This window comes from Acidobacteriota bacterium (assembly GCA_028875575.1).
Taxonomy (GTDB): Bacteria; Acidobacteriota; Terriglobia; order Versatilivoradales; family Versatilivoraceae; genus Versatilivorator.
Genome location: JAPPDF010000015.1, coordinates 2,501 through 18,251, shown reverse-complemented (window position 1 = coordinate 18,251; position 15,751 = coordinate 2,501). Strand labels below are relative to the sequence as shown.

The 15,751-nt window shown below is 62.3% G+C and carries 11 protein-coding genes (1 of these 11 only partly in view); all 11 read right to left on the bottom strand.

What is annotated here, in order from left to right:
* Positions 1–161 precede the first annotated feature (161 nt).
* Positions 162–1,343, bottom strand: a complete 1,182-nt coding sequence (locus tag OXI69_02305; GenBank protein ID MDE2664964.1) for a type IV pilus twitching motility protein PilT — start codon at positions 1,341–1,343, stop codon at positions 162–164.
* Between the two features lie 44 nt (positions 1,344–1,387).
* Positions 1,388–3,118, bottom strand: coding sequence for a type IV-A pilus assembly ATPase PilB (gene pilB, locus OXI69_02300; GenBank protein MDE2664963.1), 1,731 nt, complete (start codon positions 3,116–3,118; stop codon positions 1,388–1,390).
* Positions 3,119–3,264: 146 nt separating this feature from the next.
* The gene (gene glmM, locus OXI69_02295; GenBank protein ID MDE2664962.1) at positions 3,265–4,617 is read right to left on the bottom strand and encodes a phosphoglucosamine mutase; all 1,353 of its coding nucleotides are present in this window, start codon (positions 4,615–4,617) and stop codon (positions 3,265–3,267) included.
* Entirely contained in the window at positions 4,614–5,330 is a 717-nt protein-coding gene (locus tag OXI69_02290) for a CdaR family protein (GenBank protein ID MDE2664961.1), read from the bottom strand. Before OXI69_02290 ends, glmM begins: the two co-directional genes overlap by 4 nt.
* The gene (cdaA, locus tag OXI69_02285; protein ID MDE2664960.1) at positions 5,327–6,148 is read right to left on the bottom strand and encodes a diadenylate cyclase CdaA; all 822 of its coding nucleotides are present in this window, start codon (positions 6,146–6,148) and stop codon (positions 5,327–5,329) included. The genes OXI69_02290 and cdaA overlap by 4 nt, the downstream gene beginning before the upstream one ends.
* Positions 6,149–6,170: 22 nt before the next feature.
* Positions 6,171–7,025: a dihydropteroate synthase gene (gene folP / locus OXI69_02280; GenBank protein MDE2664959.1), complete on the bottom strand. Its 855-nt coding sequence runs from the start codon at positions 7,023–7,025 to the stop codon at positions 6,171–6,173.
* A gap of 514 nt (positions 7,026–7,539) precedes the next feature.
* Entirely contained in the window at positions 7,540–9,453 is a 1,914-nt protein-coding gene (gene ftsH / locus OXI69_02275; GenBank protein ID MDE2664958.1) for an ATP-dependent zinc metalloprotease FtsH, read from the bottom strand.
* A 365-nt stretch (positions 9,454–9,818) separates the two neighbouring features.
* Positions 9,819–11,231, bottom strand: a complete 1,413-nt coding sequence (gene tilS / locus OXI69_02270) for a tRNA lysidine(34) synthetase TilS (protein ID MDE2664957.1) — start codon at positions 11,229–11,231, stop codon at positions 9,819–9,821.
* A 3-nt stretch (positions 11,232–11,234) separates the two neighbouring features.
* Positions 11,235–12,947: a DUF6178 family protein gene (locus tag OXI69_02265; protein ID MDE2664956.1), complete on the bottom strand. Its 1,713-nt coding sequence runs from the start codon at positions 12,945–12,947 to the stop codon at positions 11,235–11,237.
* A 194-nt stretch (positions 12,948–13,141) separates the two neighbouring features.
* Positions 13,142–14,503, bottom strand: coding sequence for a sigma-54 dependent transcriptional regulator (locus OXI69_02260; GenBank protein MDE2664955.1), 1,362 nt, complete (start codon positions 14,501–14,503; stop codon positions 13,142–13,144).
* A gap of 108 nt (positions 14,504–14,611) precedes the next feature.
* On the bottom strand, positions 14,612–15,751 hold the 3' end of the coding sequence (locus OXI69_02255; protein MDE2664954.1) for an ATP-binding protein. It continues 1,140 nt past the right edge of the window; 1,140 of the gene's 2,280 nt are visible here — the last part of the coding sequence; the start codon falls outside the window, past its right edge; it ends in the stop codon at positions 14,612–14,614.

Here is a 15,751-nt window from a genome sequence, read left to right as displayed (position 1 = left end):
GTCACTACGGTCGAGCGAGCATGGATGCGCTGAGGGGAAAAGGCCAAGCCAGGGCGCGCCCAGCACCGTGTGTAACCGCAAGGCATCACATTCGGACCAACAAGTTTCTGAAAATAAATGGCCGTTCACTATGAGTCCAGCGACCTGGTGAGAAATGCGGGCTAGCTGCCATGGGGGTCGGGACGGGACCGTCGGGCGGTTGGACGGGCGGCTCGGGTCTGCCTGTCCACCAGCGTCCCTGCCGTCCTATCCGATCCGATTGCAGCCGCCCTTCTCCGATTGAGCATCCGGCGCAACTCGTCCGGATCGATCGAGTATTCCAGGGCCGTATCCCGTTCGATCCGTCCGGCCAGGAACAGATCGGCCAAAGATTGGTTGAAGGTCTGCATTCCGTACATTCCCCGGCCCAGCTGCATGATCGATTCCAGTTGATGCACCTTGTCCTCCCGGATCAGGTTGCGGATGGCCGCGTTGGGCACCATGACCTCCATGGCCAGCGCCCTGCCGGAACCTTCGGCCCGGGGAACAAGGGCCTGACAGGCGATGCCCTCCAGCACCAGCGAGAGCTGGGCGCGGATCTGGGACTGCTGGTGGGCGGGAAAGACGTCGATGACGCGATGGATGGTGGAGGCCGCCGAGCGGGTGTGCAGGGTTCCCAGGGTGAGATGTCCGGTCTCCGCAATGCGCAGGGCCGCCTCCATTGTCTCCAGGTCGCGCAGCTCTCCGATCAGCACCACGTCGGGGTCCTGCCGCAAAGCGGCCCGCAAGGCTGCCGCAAAGGACCGGGTATCGGAATGAACCTCCCTCTGGTTGACCAGGCATTTCCTGTGTTCGTGCAGGAACTCGATGGGATCTTCAATGGTCAGGACATGGGCCTGCCGCTCGCTGTTGATGTGGTCGATCATGGCGGCCAGGGTGGTGGACTTCCCGCTTCCGGTGGCGCCCGTCACCAGGAACAGGCCCCGGGTTTTCCGGCAGAATGTCCTCAGTACCGCCGGCAGTTCGAGGGCATCAAGGCTCCTGACCCGGAAGGGAATGCCACGAAAGACGGCCCCCACGGCCCCCCGCTGGTTGAAGCAGTTGCCACGAAAGCGAGCCAGCCCTCCGATTCCAAAGGAAAAGTCGAGTTCCAGGTGGTCTTCCAGGTGCTGCTTCTGGTCGGCGGTCAGCACGCCGTAGACCAGCCGCCGGGTGTCCTCGGCCGTCAGGAGCGGGAAGTCCTTCAGGGAACTGAGCCGTCCGTCCACCCGAACCCGGGGATGAGCGCCGGTGGCGAGGTGGAGATCGGACGCTCCCATTTCAGTCATTTTCTTGAGCAGTTCGGGCAGCGACGGAGGTTGCATGGAGAGCCTCGAGTTGACTGTAGACGGTTGCGGGCCGGCAGAGGCTACCTGGCGGTCTCACGCAGGATCTCCTCTAGGGTAGTGACGCCATCGCGGATCTTTTGCAGCCCGCTGGCCCGCAGGGTGATCATTCCGTCCTGGATGGCCGTCTGCTTGAGCTGGGCCGAGCTCCCGCCCCTCAAAATGAGTTCCCTGAGGCCATCGCCGATCTCCATCACCTCGAAGAGTCCCACTCGGCCCTTGTAGCCCGTATGGTTGCAGGCGTCGCAACCCCGACCTCGATAGGTGAGGACCGCCGGGGCTTCGGAAGGAGAGAATCCCGCTTCGATGAGGCTTTCAACCGGTGGCTGGGCCGCTTGCCTGCATTGGCGGCAGATGCGGCGGACCAGCCGCTGGGCGCAGATCAAATGGACCGAACTCGCCACCAGGAAAGGCTCCACACCCATATTGGTGAGGCGGATGACGGTGGAGGCGGCATCGTTGGTGTGGAGAGTGCTGAGCACCAGGTGGCCGGTCAGAGCCGCCTTGATCGCGATCTCGGCCGTTTCCAGGTCGCGCATTTCGCCCACCAGCACGATGTTGGGATCCTGGCGAAGGAAGGCCCGCAAGGCAGTGGCGAAGGTCAATCCGATCTGCTCCTTGACCTGAAGCTGGTTGATCCCCGTCAGGTTGAACTCGACCGGGTCCTCGGCGGTCAGAATATTGGTTTCCATGCGGTTCAGACGGGTGATGGAGGAGTAGAGGGTGCTGGTCTTGCCGCTTCCGGTGGGCCCTGTCACCAGCACCATGCCGTAGGGTTTCAGGATGGCCGACTCGAACCGCCGCAGGGAATCCGGCTCGAAACCCAGTTGGGTCATGTCCAGCATCAGGCGATCCCGATCGAGCAAGCGCAGAACCACTTTTTCGCCGTGCAGGGTGGGCAGGACCGACACTCGAAGGTCGAGGTCTCCGGCCCGACCTTCGTTCGTCAGTCGGATCTTCATCCGGCCATCCTGCGGCAGGCGTTTTTCCGAGATGTCCAGCTTGGCCATGATCTTGATTCTGGAAGTCACGGCGTCTTTCTGGCTCAGCGGAGGGGTCATGACGGTGCTCAAGAGACCGTCGATGCGAAAGCGCACCCGAAGCTCCTGCTCGTAGGGCTCGATATGGATATCACTGGCCCCCTGCTTGAGGGCGCTGGACAGGATCCGGTTGACCAGCTGGACGACGGGAGCTTCCCCGGCGGTCTGTCCCGGGTCTTCCATGGCAACGGGTGCTTGTCCGGCCCTGTCCCTTTCGGGCTCGTCGCGGACCCCCGGTCCGCTCTCGACGGTGCCGCCTGCGCCCGCCTGCTTGAGTTCCAGTGTCGGGCCGGGGCCATAGTGCTTTCGGATGGCCCCCCGGACGGCGGACTCGGCGGCCACCACCGGCTCGATGGTGAAGCCCGTCATGAATTGCAGGTCGTCCATGGCCGGGACGTCGGTGGGGTCGATGGTGGCGACGGTCAAGGTTGTGCCTTCCCGACTCAGCGGCAGAACCTGGTATTTGCGGGCCGTCTCCGGCGGAATGAGCTTGACCGCCGAGGGGTCGACCTTGAAGAAGGGGAGGTTGATGGAGGGAAGGCCGAACTGGCGGCACAGGATAGCGCTGATGTCCTCGCCGGTGACCCACCCCAACCGGATCAGGCAGTGTCCCAGCCGGCCTCCGTGGACCTTCTGGTAGGCCAGGGCCTGCCGGAGCTGCTGCCGGCTGATGAGGTTTTCTCTGACCAGCAGGTCACCGAGGTTGACCGCCATGAATCAAGACTCCCCCAGGCACACCCGCGCCGACAACCGCAGGGAACGGGATTGAAATGGGTGATGAACCGAGGGAGATTGATGGCCTACATGCTAGTGGGGGGACCGGCCCTTGTCAAGGGGACGGCGAGGAGCCAGGGGAGCGTCTACTCCAGCGAGTTGAAGAACTGCGAGACCTCGGCCTTCAGACCGTCCACTGCCGTTTGCACCTGGGCCAGCTCACGCCCTTCGGCCATGATTCTCAGCAGCGGTTCGGTGCCGGAATAGCGAACCACCATGCGGCCCGAGTCGGACAGTTGCGCTCTGGCGTCGCCAATGAGGCGCGACAGCTCGGGGGACTGGTCGATCGGGATCTTGCGGGACACCCTGAGCCCGTCCAGGACCTGAGGGAAGGGTCGGTATCCGGAAACCAGGTCGTCCAGGCTCGCGCCGCTGTGAACCAGCAGCTCGGCCAGCTTGACCGCCGTGAGAAGTCCGTCTCCGGTGGTATGCAGGTCGCCCAGAATAATGTGGCCCGAGGGCTCTCCTCCAAGGACGGCTCCGGAGGCTTGCATGGCCTGCAGGACGTGCTTGTCTCCCACCGGGGTGCGAATCAAGGGGATGCCTTCCCGGATCAGGGCCTTTTCCAGGGCCAGGTTGGTCATGATGGTTCCGACCACCTGCCCGCTGGCCAATGCTCTATTGGCTTTCCAGTGTCTGGAAAGGGCATAGAGGATGTGGTCGCCGTCCAGACACTTTCCGCTTCCGGTGACAAAGAGAGCCCGGTCCGCGTCCCCATCGAAGGCCACCCCCAGATCCAGCGAGTCGGCCGTCACGGCCCGGGTCAAGCCCTCCAGGTGCAGGGATCCGCAGTTGCGGTTGATGTTTCGACCGTCCGGCCGGTCGTTGATGACGGTAACCTCGGCCCCCAACTGGCGGAAGAGCCGGGGCGCCAGGTGGCAGGCTGCGCCGTTGCAGACATCCAGGCCCACGCGAAGCGGCTCCAGCCGGGTTACCGCTTGTCGGCGCAAGAAGTCGAGGTAGTCCGACGCCAGGGAATCCCGTTTGTCGATTTCGGTCGAGCCGCGGCAGGCCGACACCGCCGGGGACGTCCTCCAGGATTCTATGCTGCGTTCGACTTCGATCTCCCGGTCATCGGAAATCTTGAAACCTTGCCCTGAGAACAACTTGATCCCGTTGTCCCGGTAAGGATTGTGGGAAGCGGAGATCATGATTCCCAGATCGTAGCCGCGGGCTCGGGTGAGGTAGGCCAGCCCTGCGGTAGGTATCACACCCAGGTCGTGAATGGCGGACACTCCCCGATAGGCGAGGCCCTGGCTCAACCGGCCGGCAATCCATGGGCCGGATTCTCGCGTGTCTTTACCGATCAGGATGCGGCCTGCTCCTGGAGGGCCGGCAAACTCAGCCAAGGCCAGGCCTATGGCGCAGACCGTCTGCTCATCCAGAGGAAAGCAGCCCGCCTCCCCCCGGATTCCGTCCGTCCCGAACAGTTTTGTCATGGGGAATCTCTTTGTGGCAGGGAATTTTGCCCGTCCGCCGGTGTTTCCAAGGGTTCGATGGCGACATCGACTTCCACCCGGCGGCCCTGAGGAAAACGCACCACCCCGTCTTCCACATCCAGATTGACGCGAGCCACAAAGCCGGTGGACCGACCCGTAACGTCGATGTCTTCGGTGGTCACTCGCGTCATGCCGGAAACGCGCCCCCCCGGGCCTTCCACCAGCACCCGGTCGGGTCGGGGAGTCACCGACCGGAGCCGATAACCCACGTCTACCCGGCCGACGATTCGGGGGTCGATTTCGACCTCCTTGCTCGCGGTCGGTTGCAGATTGAGGCGCAACGTGGAGGGCGTGATACGGGTGACCGTGACCCCCTGTGGCCTGGAGATGTCATCGGGAGTGATGGAGTAGACCCGTTCGCCGGGTTGGGCGTTGGCCAGGTCGATGTGGGCGGAGAGGTCGGAGGGCTCCAGCTTGTTCAGGATGCTGGAGGGACCTCTCAGTCGGACATCCACCGAGCCCGCAGGATTGTCCACCAGTTCAAGGTGGGGGGGCATCAGGTATTGGAGACTGGGCCTGAACCGGACCTCACCCACAAAGCGTGGCTCGTCGTTCAGCGCGCCCCACAGCAGCAGGGCAAGGCCCAGCGAGGCGAGCTTTAACCCGGCGTTATTGAGCAGAAGCCCGGTGAGGACCTTCCAGTATCGGCTCATTTGCCTTCCGCCACCGGAGAGAGGTGGGATGGGGACCCCGAGGATGCCGTAGCCGTACCCGCAAAGATTCCGGCCAAATGCCGGCGCAGGGACGGGCCGTCCAGGTTTCTCTGAATGTCGCCGCCGACTGCGGTGGATATGTTTCCGGTCTCTTCGGAGACTACCACCACCACGGCGTCCGACTCTTCGGTGACGCCGATGGCTGCCCGATGGCGGGTCCCCAGCTCCTTGCTCAACCTGGGGTCGAGGGTGAGAGGCAAGAAGCAGGCAGCCGCGGTAATCCGGCCCTTTTGGACGATAACGGCTCCGTCGTGGAGGGGAGCTCCGGGCAGGAACATGCTCACCAGCAGATCGGAGGATAGGGCGGCATCGACCACCACGCCGCTTTCCGTATAGTTCTTGAGTCCCATCTCGCGCTCGATGACGATCAGTGCCCCGATGCGCTGGGAGGACAATCGGGTTGCCGCCGACACGATCTCCTCGTAGGTCTCGGTGATCGGATTTCGGGAGAACCTTCTCAGCAACGGATTCTTGCCGATGTTGGCCAGGGCCCGGCGTATCTCAGCCGCGAACAACACAATGATCCCCACCACGAAAAAGGGAAGAATGGTGGTCATGATCCATTGAACAGTCTCCAGATTGAACCAGAGGGTGACGTAATAGAACAGCACCAGGAACCCCACTCCGAACGCCATTTGTACGGCACGCGTCCCGCGGATCAACAACAGGATGTGGTAGATCAGAATGCTGACGATGAAAATGTCGACAGCCGAGGACCAGGTGAGTCGGTCCAGGCGGAAGAGTTCGATCAGATTCATGGTGGATTTCTGAGACAGAACACTAGGCGGAAAATCCCATTATAGCATCACACATTTGGACCACCTGGCGGGTCTCCTCAACGTCGTGAACGCGAATGATGTGCGCTCCCTGGATCACGGCGACGGCTGTGCTGGCCAGGCTTCCCAGTAACCTTTGCTCTACCGGCAGGTTCAGCAGGTTGCCGATAAATGATTTTCGGGAGGGCCCCACCAGTATGGGTAGCTGAAACCGTTTCAGAACCTCCAGTCGCCGCAGAATCAAGAGATTGTCTTCCACGCCCTTTCCGAATCCCAGCCCGGGGTCCAGGATGATCCGATTGCTGGGGATTCCGGCCCGGTGAGCCTTTTTCACCGAATGCCGCAGGCCCGACAGCACAGACTGCAGGGGCCGCTTGAGTGCGGGCAGTCCATGGAGCCGCTGCGGGCTGCCTCGGCTGTGCATAAGCACCATGGCGGCGCCGGCCGCGGCGGCGCAGGCGGCCATGTCGGGGTCGAAGCGCAGCCCGCTGATATCGTTGACCACCGAGGCGCCGGCAGCGAGCGCGCTGTGAGCGACTTCGGACTTGTAGGTATCCACCGAGATCGGGACGGTCAGACGCTTGGCCAACTGTTCAATGACCGGGACAACCCTCCGTAACTCGTCGGTTGCGGAGACTGAACCGGGACGGTCCGGACGGGTCGATTCCCCTCCCACATCCACCAGGTCCGCTCCCTGGTCTTCCAGTTGCAAACCGTGCTCGATCGCCTCATCGGTTCGCAGGTAGGCGCCGCCATCGTAGAAGGAGTCGGGGGTGACATTCAGAATTCCCATGATCAGGGTCTTCCGCCCCAACTCAAGGGTGCCGTGGGGAAGTTGCAACCGGAAGCGCTGTCTCATGGGTCTCCTTTCCGGCCCATGCTTGCGCGGCTAATGCGGCGACCCCGGCTGCGCTCGGGAAATGTCATAGGCATTCGCAAAATTCGGCAGCGGGACCACTGCCGGGAATGGCCACAAAAGGCACAAAAACATCAAAAGAGCCCAACCATGAGAAACAACCAAGGCATGCGGGCGGTGTGTGAATTTAAAGAATTCGTTTTCTGACTCTTGTGCTTTATGTGGTGAACTCGCATTGCTCACCAGGTGGCACGTGTTATTGAAAGAGGCAGAACAACACCTGTGCCGGCAAAATGATCTGCCCCGCTGCGATTTTTCAAAAAGCTCGTCGTCCAAAAATTCTAAACGGGAACGTCCTGCCCCTCAATAAAGCCTTGCACGCACCTCTTCTCGAAAGCGCAGCCCCGCGGAAAGTGCGAGGAAGAAATGAAACTGAGAGGAAACGGGCGGTGGAAGGGCAACCGGTTGTCCGGTCCGGTGCTGGCGGCGGTCAGGTTCGGTTTGGCAAGAACGACAACTAGGCGGGGGCCGGCTTTTCCCGCTGCTTGTCGACCAGCGGTCCAACGGGCGGGGAGACGGACTTCTTTCCCCTGGGATTTTCCGCCTCGGGAGGACCGGAATCTTCCCGCGGGAGCGGGTCCACCTTCTCCTCCAGCGGGAGGTTCTGGATGACCATACGCACCTCGTCGGCGTCGAGAACCTCTCTTTCCAGCAAGGTCTCCGCGATTCGGATCAAGGTGTCCCTGTTCTCCTCCAGGATCTTGCGAGCGTGCTGGTACCCCTCGTTGACGAACCGCTTGATCTCCTGGTCGATCTTGATCGCCGTATCCTCGCTGTAGTCGCGGTGCTGAGCAATTTCCCGTCCCAGGAAAATCTGCTCTTCTCTCTTGCCGAAGGTCAGGGGACCCAGATTGGACATCCCATAGTCGCACACCATGCGGCGGGCCATTTCGGTCGCCTGTTCGATGTCGTTGCCCGCCCCGGTGGTCATGTGTTCCAGAAACATTTCTTCGGCCACCCGTCCACCCATCATGATGGCGATCTGGCTCTCCAAGAAGTCCCGGGTGTAGGTGTGCTTGTCATCCTCCGGGAGCTGCATGGTGACCCCAAGTGCCATCCCCCGCGGGATAATGGTCACCTTGTGGAGCGGGTCGGCCTGGGGGAGCATGGCCGCCACCAGGGCATGACCGGCTTCGTGATAGGCCGTGTTCCGTTTTTCGGCGTCGCTGATGATCAGGGACTTTCGCTCCACTCCCATCAGGACCTTGTCCTTGGCGCCCTCGAAGTCCAGCATGGTGACCGACTGCTTGTCAAAACGGGCGGCGTTGAGGGCGGCTTCATTGACCAGATTGGCCAGGTCCGCTCCTGAAAAGCCGGGCGTTCCGCGCGCCAGAACCGAGACGTCCACGTCCTCCGACAAGGGGATTTTCTTGGTGTGGACCTGAAGGATGCCTTCCCGTCCTTTCACGTCGGGTCGAGCCACCATCACCCGGCGGTCGAACCGTCCGGGGCGCAGCAGGGCCGGGTCCAGCACGTCGGGGCGGTTGGTGGCTGCGATCAGGATCACGCCCTCGTTGGACTCGAACCCGTCCATTTCGACCAGCAACTGATTCAGAGTCTGCTCGCGTTCGTCGTGCCCGCCGCCCAGGCCGGCGCCGCGGTGCCGGCCCACCGCGTCGATCTCATCGATGAAGACGATGCAGGGGGCGTTTTTCTTGCCTTGCTCGAACAAGTCTCTTACCCGGGATGCGCCCACGCCCACGAACATCTCCACGAAGTCGGAGCCGCTGATGGAAAAGAAGGGCACCCCGGCCTCGCCGGCGATGGCGCGAGCCAGAAGCGTCTTGCCGGTGCCTGGAGGCCCGACCAGCAGAACCCCCTTGGGAATTCGCCCGCCCAGTTTCTGAAACTTCTGGGGATCCTTCAGGAATTCGATGATTTCCTGCAGTTCCTCCTTGGCTTCCTCGGCTCCGGCCACGTCCTTGAAGGTGACCTTCTTCTGTTGGGAGGACAACAGCTTGGCCCGGCTCTTGCCGAATGAAAGGGCCTTGTTGCCGCCGCTCTGCATCTGCCGCATGAAGAAGATCCAGATCCCGATCAGGAGCAGAAAGGGAGCATAGGTGATCAGAGCGGCCAGCCAGGGGCTCTGGGAAGGTACCTTGGCCTTGACACGGACGTTCTTGGCCAGCAGGCGGTCGGTCATATCGTAGTCGGGAGGGGCGACGGTCGTGAAGGGAGTATTGTCCTTGGTTCTACCCTTGACGTTGCTCCCCTCGATCTCCACTTCCCCCACGTTGGCCTGCTCCACCTCTTCGATAAACTCCGAGAAGGTCCACTCCATTTCCTCCTCGGAACCGCTGCGCTGGACGAATTGCCACAGCAGGACGCCCAGGACCACCAGTCCGATCCAGAATAGAAGTGTCTTTGCCATCGCAATCAGATGTGGCTACAGGGTCGAACAGGCGCTACCGAGGGCTCAGGTCAGACCTGGCGCCGGTCCCGGCTTGTTCGCCACCCGACCTGCTGAGCTTTGCTCCAGGGAGCGTTCCAAGGTGTCGAACGGCGCCTTTTCGTTTGTCCGGCACCCGGCTGATTCTCCACCGCCCGGCGCCGCCAGGGAGCAACCCCAACACCAACAAGATAGCATTTCGCCGTGCAATTTACGAATCAAATCTGTGGAAGAGGCTGGCGTAAAGGCAAAAGAATCTTTGACTAAGCACGCATTGCCCCCGAAGGCCGGCCGGGATCGGGCAGGGGGCCTCCGACCATTCCCGGGCTCTGTGATCGACCGATGGCTCAGGGCGACGTGATCGAATCAGAGCCGTCTTCAAGCTCCCGCTCCTCGATTACCACCTTGACCGCGCCTTGTGAGGACCGGTGCCATTCGGCGCCGGCTGCCACCGGAAAACTTCCGGCGCAGACAATCTTTCCGCCACAGGTCACGACCGGCCACCCGGCCCTGGCGCTCAATCCAATCCGTTTTCTCAGGAACAGTTCCTTGATTTTCCTGGGTTTCAAGGACCCGAGGGGCCGGTAGGCATCGCCGGTCTGCCAGGACCTGACCTCAAGCCCCCGAGCGACGGCCCGCGCCGAAAGCTGAATCTCCCAGCGGTCCAGCACCGGCAAGCCGCTGGATCCCTGGTTCAGGTAGGTTTCAAACACCAGCCCGACCTGCCGGAGCCGGACTTGCCCGGGGATTTCGAGCGGGTAGCGGTAGGATTCGACCGACGGGGAAGCCGGCAGCTCCCGGAAGAGCAAGCGGTCGAATTCCCTGGCGGCTTCCATCCGGCCGATGCGAACAGACTTGCCGCTCTTGTGGTCTTGCAGCAGTTCCAGGACCGCGTCCACCTGCTTCTTCAGGCCCCGTTCCCCCGGGTCCAGGATGCCGAAGGCATGACGCACCAGCTGGCTTCGCAATCCGGGAGGAAGCGTGTTCAACCAGCTCCGCCGCCAGCCGAGCCGGGCGTCTGCCGGGTCAGCGTGCCTGCCGGCCAGATCTCCGACCAGCCATTCCAGGCTTTCCGCGTCGCCGCGCAGATTTTCGGCTGTCCTCGCCAAGACATCCACGATAGCGGGATTGAAGGATTTCTCCAGCCAGGGAATGAGCTCATGCCTCACCTTGTTGCGCGCGAACCGCAGGTCCCTGTTGGAGGAATCCTCGCGCCATTCCACCCCGCGGGACCGTAGATAGGTGCGCAGTTCCTCCCGTTCGATCGACAGCAGGGGCCTTATGAATCGGTTGGCGCGGGAAACGGGAATCGCCGCCAGGCCCAGGCTGCCGCTGCCCCTCAGCAGCCGCAGCAGGACCGTCTCCGCCTGGTCGTTGCGGGTGTGTGCCAAGGCGATCCGTTGCGCGCCCAGGGAATCGCCGATCCGTTGCAGGAACCGGTACCGTTGCTCCCGGGCCCTGGCTTCTGCGTTTCCTCCCTTGGGTCGCTCCCGGGGAGGCAGTTTTTCCACGACGCAGGGGAGATGATGGTCCGCGGCCAGGGAGCGCACGAATTCGGCATCGGCTTCGGATTCCTCCTCCCGAAGTCCATGGTTCAGGTGAGCTACCGCCAGCTCCAGATCGAGTTGAGAGCGAAACTCCAGGAAGAGGCACAGGAGAGCCGTTGAGTCGGCTCCCCCGGAGAGAGCCAATAGCACTTTGTCGCCCGCAGCCACCAGTTTCCGGCTTCGGATCAGGCGCACGAAGTTCTGGAAGACCATGCTTCAACTTTCCCGGGTCAGATTCAGCAGTACGGTGGTGACCCACTCCGGGATGATCTCCGATTCTCCCCGAAGCGGGGCCAACTCTTCAGCGCCGGCCCGGCACCAGGACTCGACAAAAGGGTTCAGGACCTCCAGCATTTCCGATTCGACGCCGGGAGAGTCCAGCCGCGCCCGGGCCACGGCCCTCAGTCCATCGGCCAGCTGTCGGGGATCTGTCCCGGGCGGTCCCAGATCCCTCAGTACACCCTGGAGCTGGTGGACGCCGATGGGCTCGGGCCTGAAGGGTTTCCCCAGGAACTGATTGAGGACTGCGGTGACAAAGAGAGTTCCGAAGCGCAACTCATCCGGATCCCGGTTCACCTGCCGGAGACGCTCGGGCGTGAGCTCGGGGGCGGGACCGACCATGAGGCTCCAGAAGGATTGTCCCAGAGCCTCGATCTCGTTCAGGCTCCGTCTAGCCGATTCGACATCGGCCAGACCGCGGAAGTTTCGGTAACCGGCCCGTCGCGAGTCCTGCACCCCTTCGAAGAAGAGAGGCCGGTGGCGCCGCAACCCGTCCAGCAGTTCGGCCTGCGGCGATTCCAACAAGGTCTGCTGGGCTCCTTGCAGTCGGAGCCTCCCCCGATGTATGACCCTGTCGGCTTGGGTGCGCAGGTCCGCCAGCAGGCTGAACCCCGTCCGGAACAGTCCCAGCATGTCCTGCTGCTTCAGAGCTGACGCCGCCAGGGTGGCGCGCCCTTGAGTCAATCGCTCAAGCCCCAGGTTCAGCGTGTCCCTCATTTCTTCCAGGGCCGGCTTTACCTTCTCGAGGTCTCCGGTGGTCACCGAGTGAACCGAGAGAATCCGATTGGCCAGTGCGGCCAGTTGCTGGCTGATCAGCTCGGCCTGGCGAGTGTCCCGTATGGCTCCAAGGGCTCTCCAGAGATGTTCTCCCGGCGACAGCGAGGCCACCAGCAGGGCCGGTAGAGTCGACGAAACCCGATGGGCTGCATCCTCCTCTTGCAAAGCCCTTTGGAGCTGCGGAGCCGCGTTCGTGCCAACCTCTCCGTAGATGCTCAGGGCCTCGTAGTAATCGACGAAGCCGATCTCTTCCAGGCGGAGCCGCTTGCTCTGGTAGGCTTCCTCCTCCATGGAGACCCGGTTGTCCCAACGCACCCGATCGATCAGGTCGTACCCGAGGGAGGCATCCATTCGAAAGATGACGTCCAGCAGGAGGCGGGCCATGGTCGCCCCCCCGGCTTGGCCGGTGACCTCGATGCCGAACCGCTGGTCGGGCGTCAGGATCATCGGCAGCTCCGGGTAAGGCTCGTCTGTTTCCAGAAAGTGAATGCGAATGTTGTTCCTCAGGAACAGCGCCAGCAGGTTGGCATCCACTGCCCTGGCGGCAGATGCCGCCTCTTCGGGTCCGCATTGCATGTAGGCGGCCATCCATTCCATGAAGCTGGCCACATGAAAGCTGTCCTTGCGCCAGCAGTCCAGGTCGATGAAGCCACGGCGCTGCCTGGAGGTCGCCAGCAGGAGCAACTCCTGGCTGTCAGCCAGACCGACCGCCTTGATGGCCAGGAACAGATCCTGGTAGGGGGCGCTGCGAACTCTCTCGGCCGCACCGGGCTCGGCCAAAAACGCATCCAGATCGGTCCGACTGCCGATCCGGAGCGATCCGGAAAGGAAATCGGAGAGGGTTTGCTTGGACTTTGAATTCTCCAGATTCATGCCACTGTCGTCGGAATCCACGAAATCGGTTGGAGGGAGTTGCTGTGCGGGCGAGTGTCCTGTCTCAGAAACAAGGTTACCATCTCCGATGGAGGTTCCACCGGGAAACGGTCGGTAGGAGAGGCCCGTTGGGTTTCAGCCAACAGGCAGCGTTGGGCTCCGAAATCTGGCAACCCTTTTCCCGAAACAGGACACTAGCCCCGGCTGACATTGATCTTCAGGGACTTGAGCTTGCGGTGAAGGTGGCTGCGCTCGATGCCGAGTGCTTCGGCCGTGCGCGAGATGTTCCCTCGGTTTTCCTCCAGTTTCCTGAGGATGTAGTCTCGATCGAAGGCCATGCGGGCCTCCGACAAGCTCCTGGCCTCAACCGCGTCTTCCCGGGCGCCGTTGGGCTTGAGCACCCCGGCCGGGAGGTGCCGAGCTTCAATCCTGTGTGCGGGCGTCATGATCACCAGCCGCTCGGCCAGGTTCTTCAGCTCTCGAACGTTGCCGGGCCAGGAATGGGCCGTCAACAGATCCACGGCCTCCGAGCTCAGTTCCTTGGACGGCTGCCCGTAATGGCGGGAGAAGTCTCCGATGAAGAATTTTGCCAGCACCGGAATGTCCTCGGTGCGATCGCGCAGGGGCGGCACGTAGAAGGGGATGACGTTGAGTCGGTAAAAAAGGTCCTCGCGAAAGTTGCCCCGTTGCATTTCCTGGTCGAGATTCTTGTTGGTAGCCGCGATGACGCGAACATCCACCGTCACCGTCGAATGGGAGCCCACGGGTTCGAAGCGCTGGGTTTCCAGCGCCCGGAGCACCTTGGATTGGGTCTTCAGGGTCATGTCTCCGACCTCATCCAGAAACAGCGTTCCCCCGTCGGCCTTTTCCAGCTTTCCCACCTTGGTGGCGGTGGCCCCCGTGAAGGCCCCCTTGACATGGCCGAACAGCTCGCTCTCGATTAACTCGTCAGGGATGGCGGCGCAGTTCACCTCCACGAATGGCGCCGTTTTTCGCAGGCTCTGGTGGTGAAGGGCATGAGCCACCAGTTCCTTTCCGGTGCCGCTCTCCCCGTAGATCAACACCCGGCCGTCGGTGGGCGCCGCGATGGCCAGTTGCTGTCGCAGGGCCTTCATGGGGATGCTTTGACCGATGATCTTGTAGTGTTGACCCAGCCGGGATTTGAGCGTTCTGTTTTCCTCCTGCAAGCGCTTGTTCTCCAGGCCGTTCTGAACCACCAGCAGCGTCCTCTCGATGGAAAGGGGTTTTTCGATGAAGTCGAAAGCCCCCAGCCGGGTCGCCTTGACCGCGGTTTCAATGGTGCCGTGGCCGGAGATCATCACCACGGCTGCATCCACCTTCCTCTTCCTTATGGTCTCCAGTGTCTCCAGTCCATTGATACCGGGCAGCCAGATGTCCAACAGGATCAGCTCGAAGGTCTTCTTTTCCAGGAGGCGCAGGCACTCCTCCCCGGTACGGGCCGTGGTCACCTTGAAGCCCTCCTCCCTCAGCACGGCGCCCAGGGACTTCCGAATCCCGGCCTCGTCGTCCACCAGCAGTATGGAGTTTCTGGCCACTTCCTCACCTTCACTTGAATCGCGGCAATTCCGGTCCGCCGCCCGCGTCCGCCCCGATGCCTTCATTGCCGGCGGAAGCGCGGTCCGGGCCGGTGCCGCCCCGGCGGGCTACAAGGCTGGGAGCTCGATCACGAAGCTGGCGCCCCGGGGAGTATTGTCCTCCACGTGGATGTACCCCTTGTGGTCGGCGACGATGCGATTGGCGATGGCCAACCCCAGGCCGGTTCCTCTCTTGCGTGTCGAGAAATAGGGGAGAAACAGTTTGTCCCGATCAGCCGCCGCAATGCCTTGCCCGCTGTCCCTGACGGCCAGTTGGATAGTCTCCCTGGAGGGAAAGAACCGGCTGGACAGGGAGAGCTGCTTGCGGTCGGATTGATCCATGGCTTCCAGGGCATTGTCGATCAGATTGACCAACACCCGCTTCAGCTGTTCGGGATCCACCTGGGTCGGCGGGAGGTCGGGAGCCAGCCGCTTGACCACCTCCACGCCGTCGAGCCGGCCGTCGTAGGAGGCCAGGGTGCTTTCCATGATGGCGTTGAGGTTGGAAGGCACCATGGTTGGCGAAGGCAATTGGGCGAATCGGGAGAATTCGTCCACCATCCCCTTCAAGGTCTTGACTTCCTGGGTAATGGTGTGCACGCACTCCTTGACGGTGGCCTGAAAGCCCGAAGAGGCCGGGTAACGAGGATCAGCATCGTTCCCCGGTCTCCCGGTTCTGAACAGGTGCTTGAGGATTCGGTCGGCCGAGAGCTGAATCGGGGTCAGTGGATTCTTGATCTCGTGAGCCATGCGCCGAGCCACCTCTCGCCATGCGCTGGCCTTCTGGGCTCTGAGCAGCTCGGTCAAGTCCTCCAGGACCATGACGAACCTTTGAGGTCCCGCATCTGCCGGATCCAGCGAACTGAGGGTCACGGCGCCGTAAAAGGTTCCCCGTCGGGTCGTGATTTCCAACTCCTTGGAAGCGATTTTCACGCGGGCTGCCTTGGCCATCAGGCTTTGGATCTCTGCCAGGTCCTGGGGTTGGAACAACTCCTCCAGCGACAGACCCATGTCATCTGTCCGCCCCAGCATCTGCTGGGCGGCTTCGTTCATGGTGCTGATGGAAGAGTCGGCGGCGATGGAGATGACCCCGGTGGGAATGTTCTCCAGGACCGCCTCGGTGTATCGCCTCCTGGCCTCCGAGGCCCGGTGGGACTCTTCCAGGTCGCGATTCTTCGACGCCAGGTCTCGAGCCGCCTCATCGAGCTG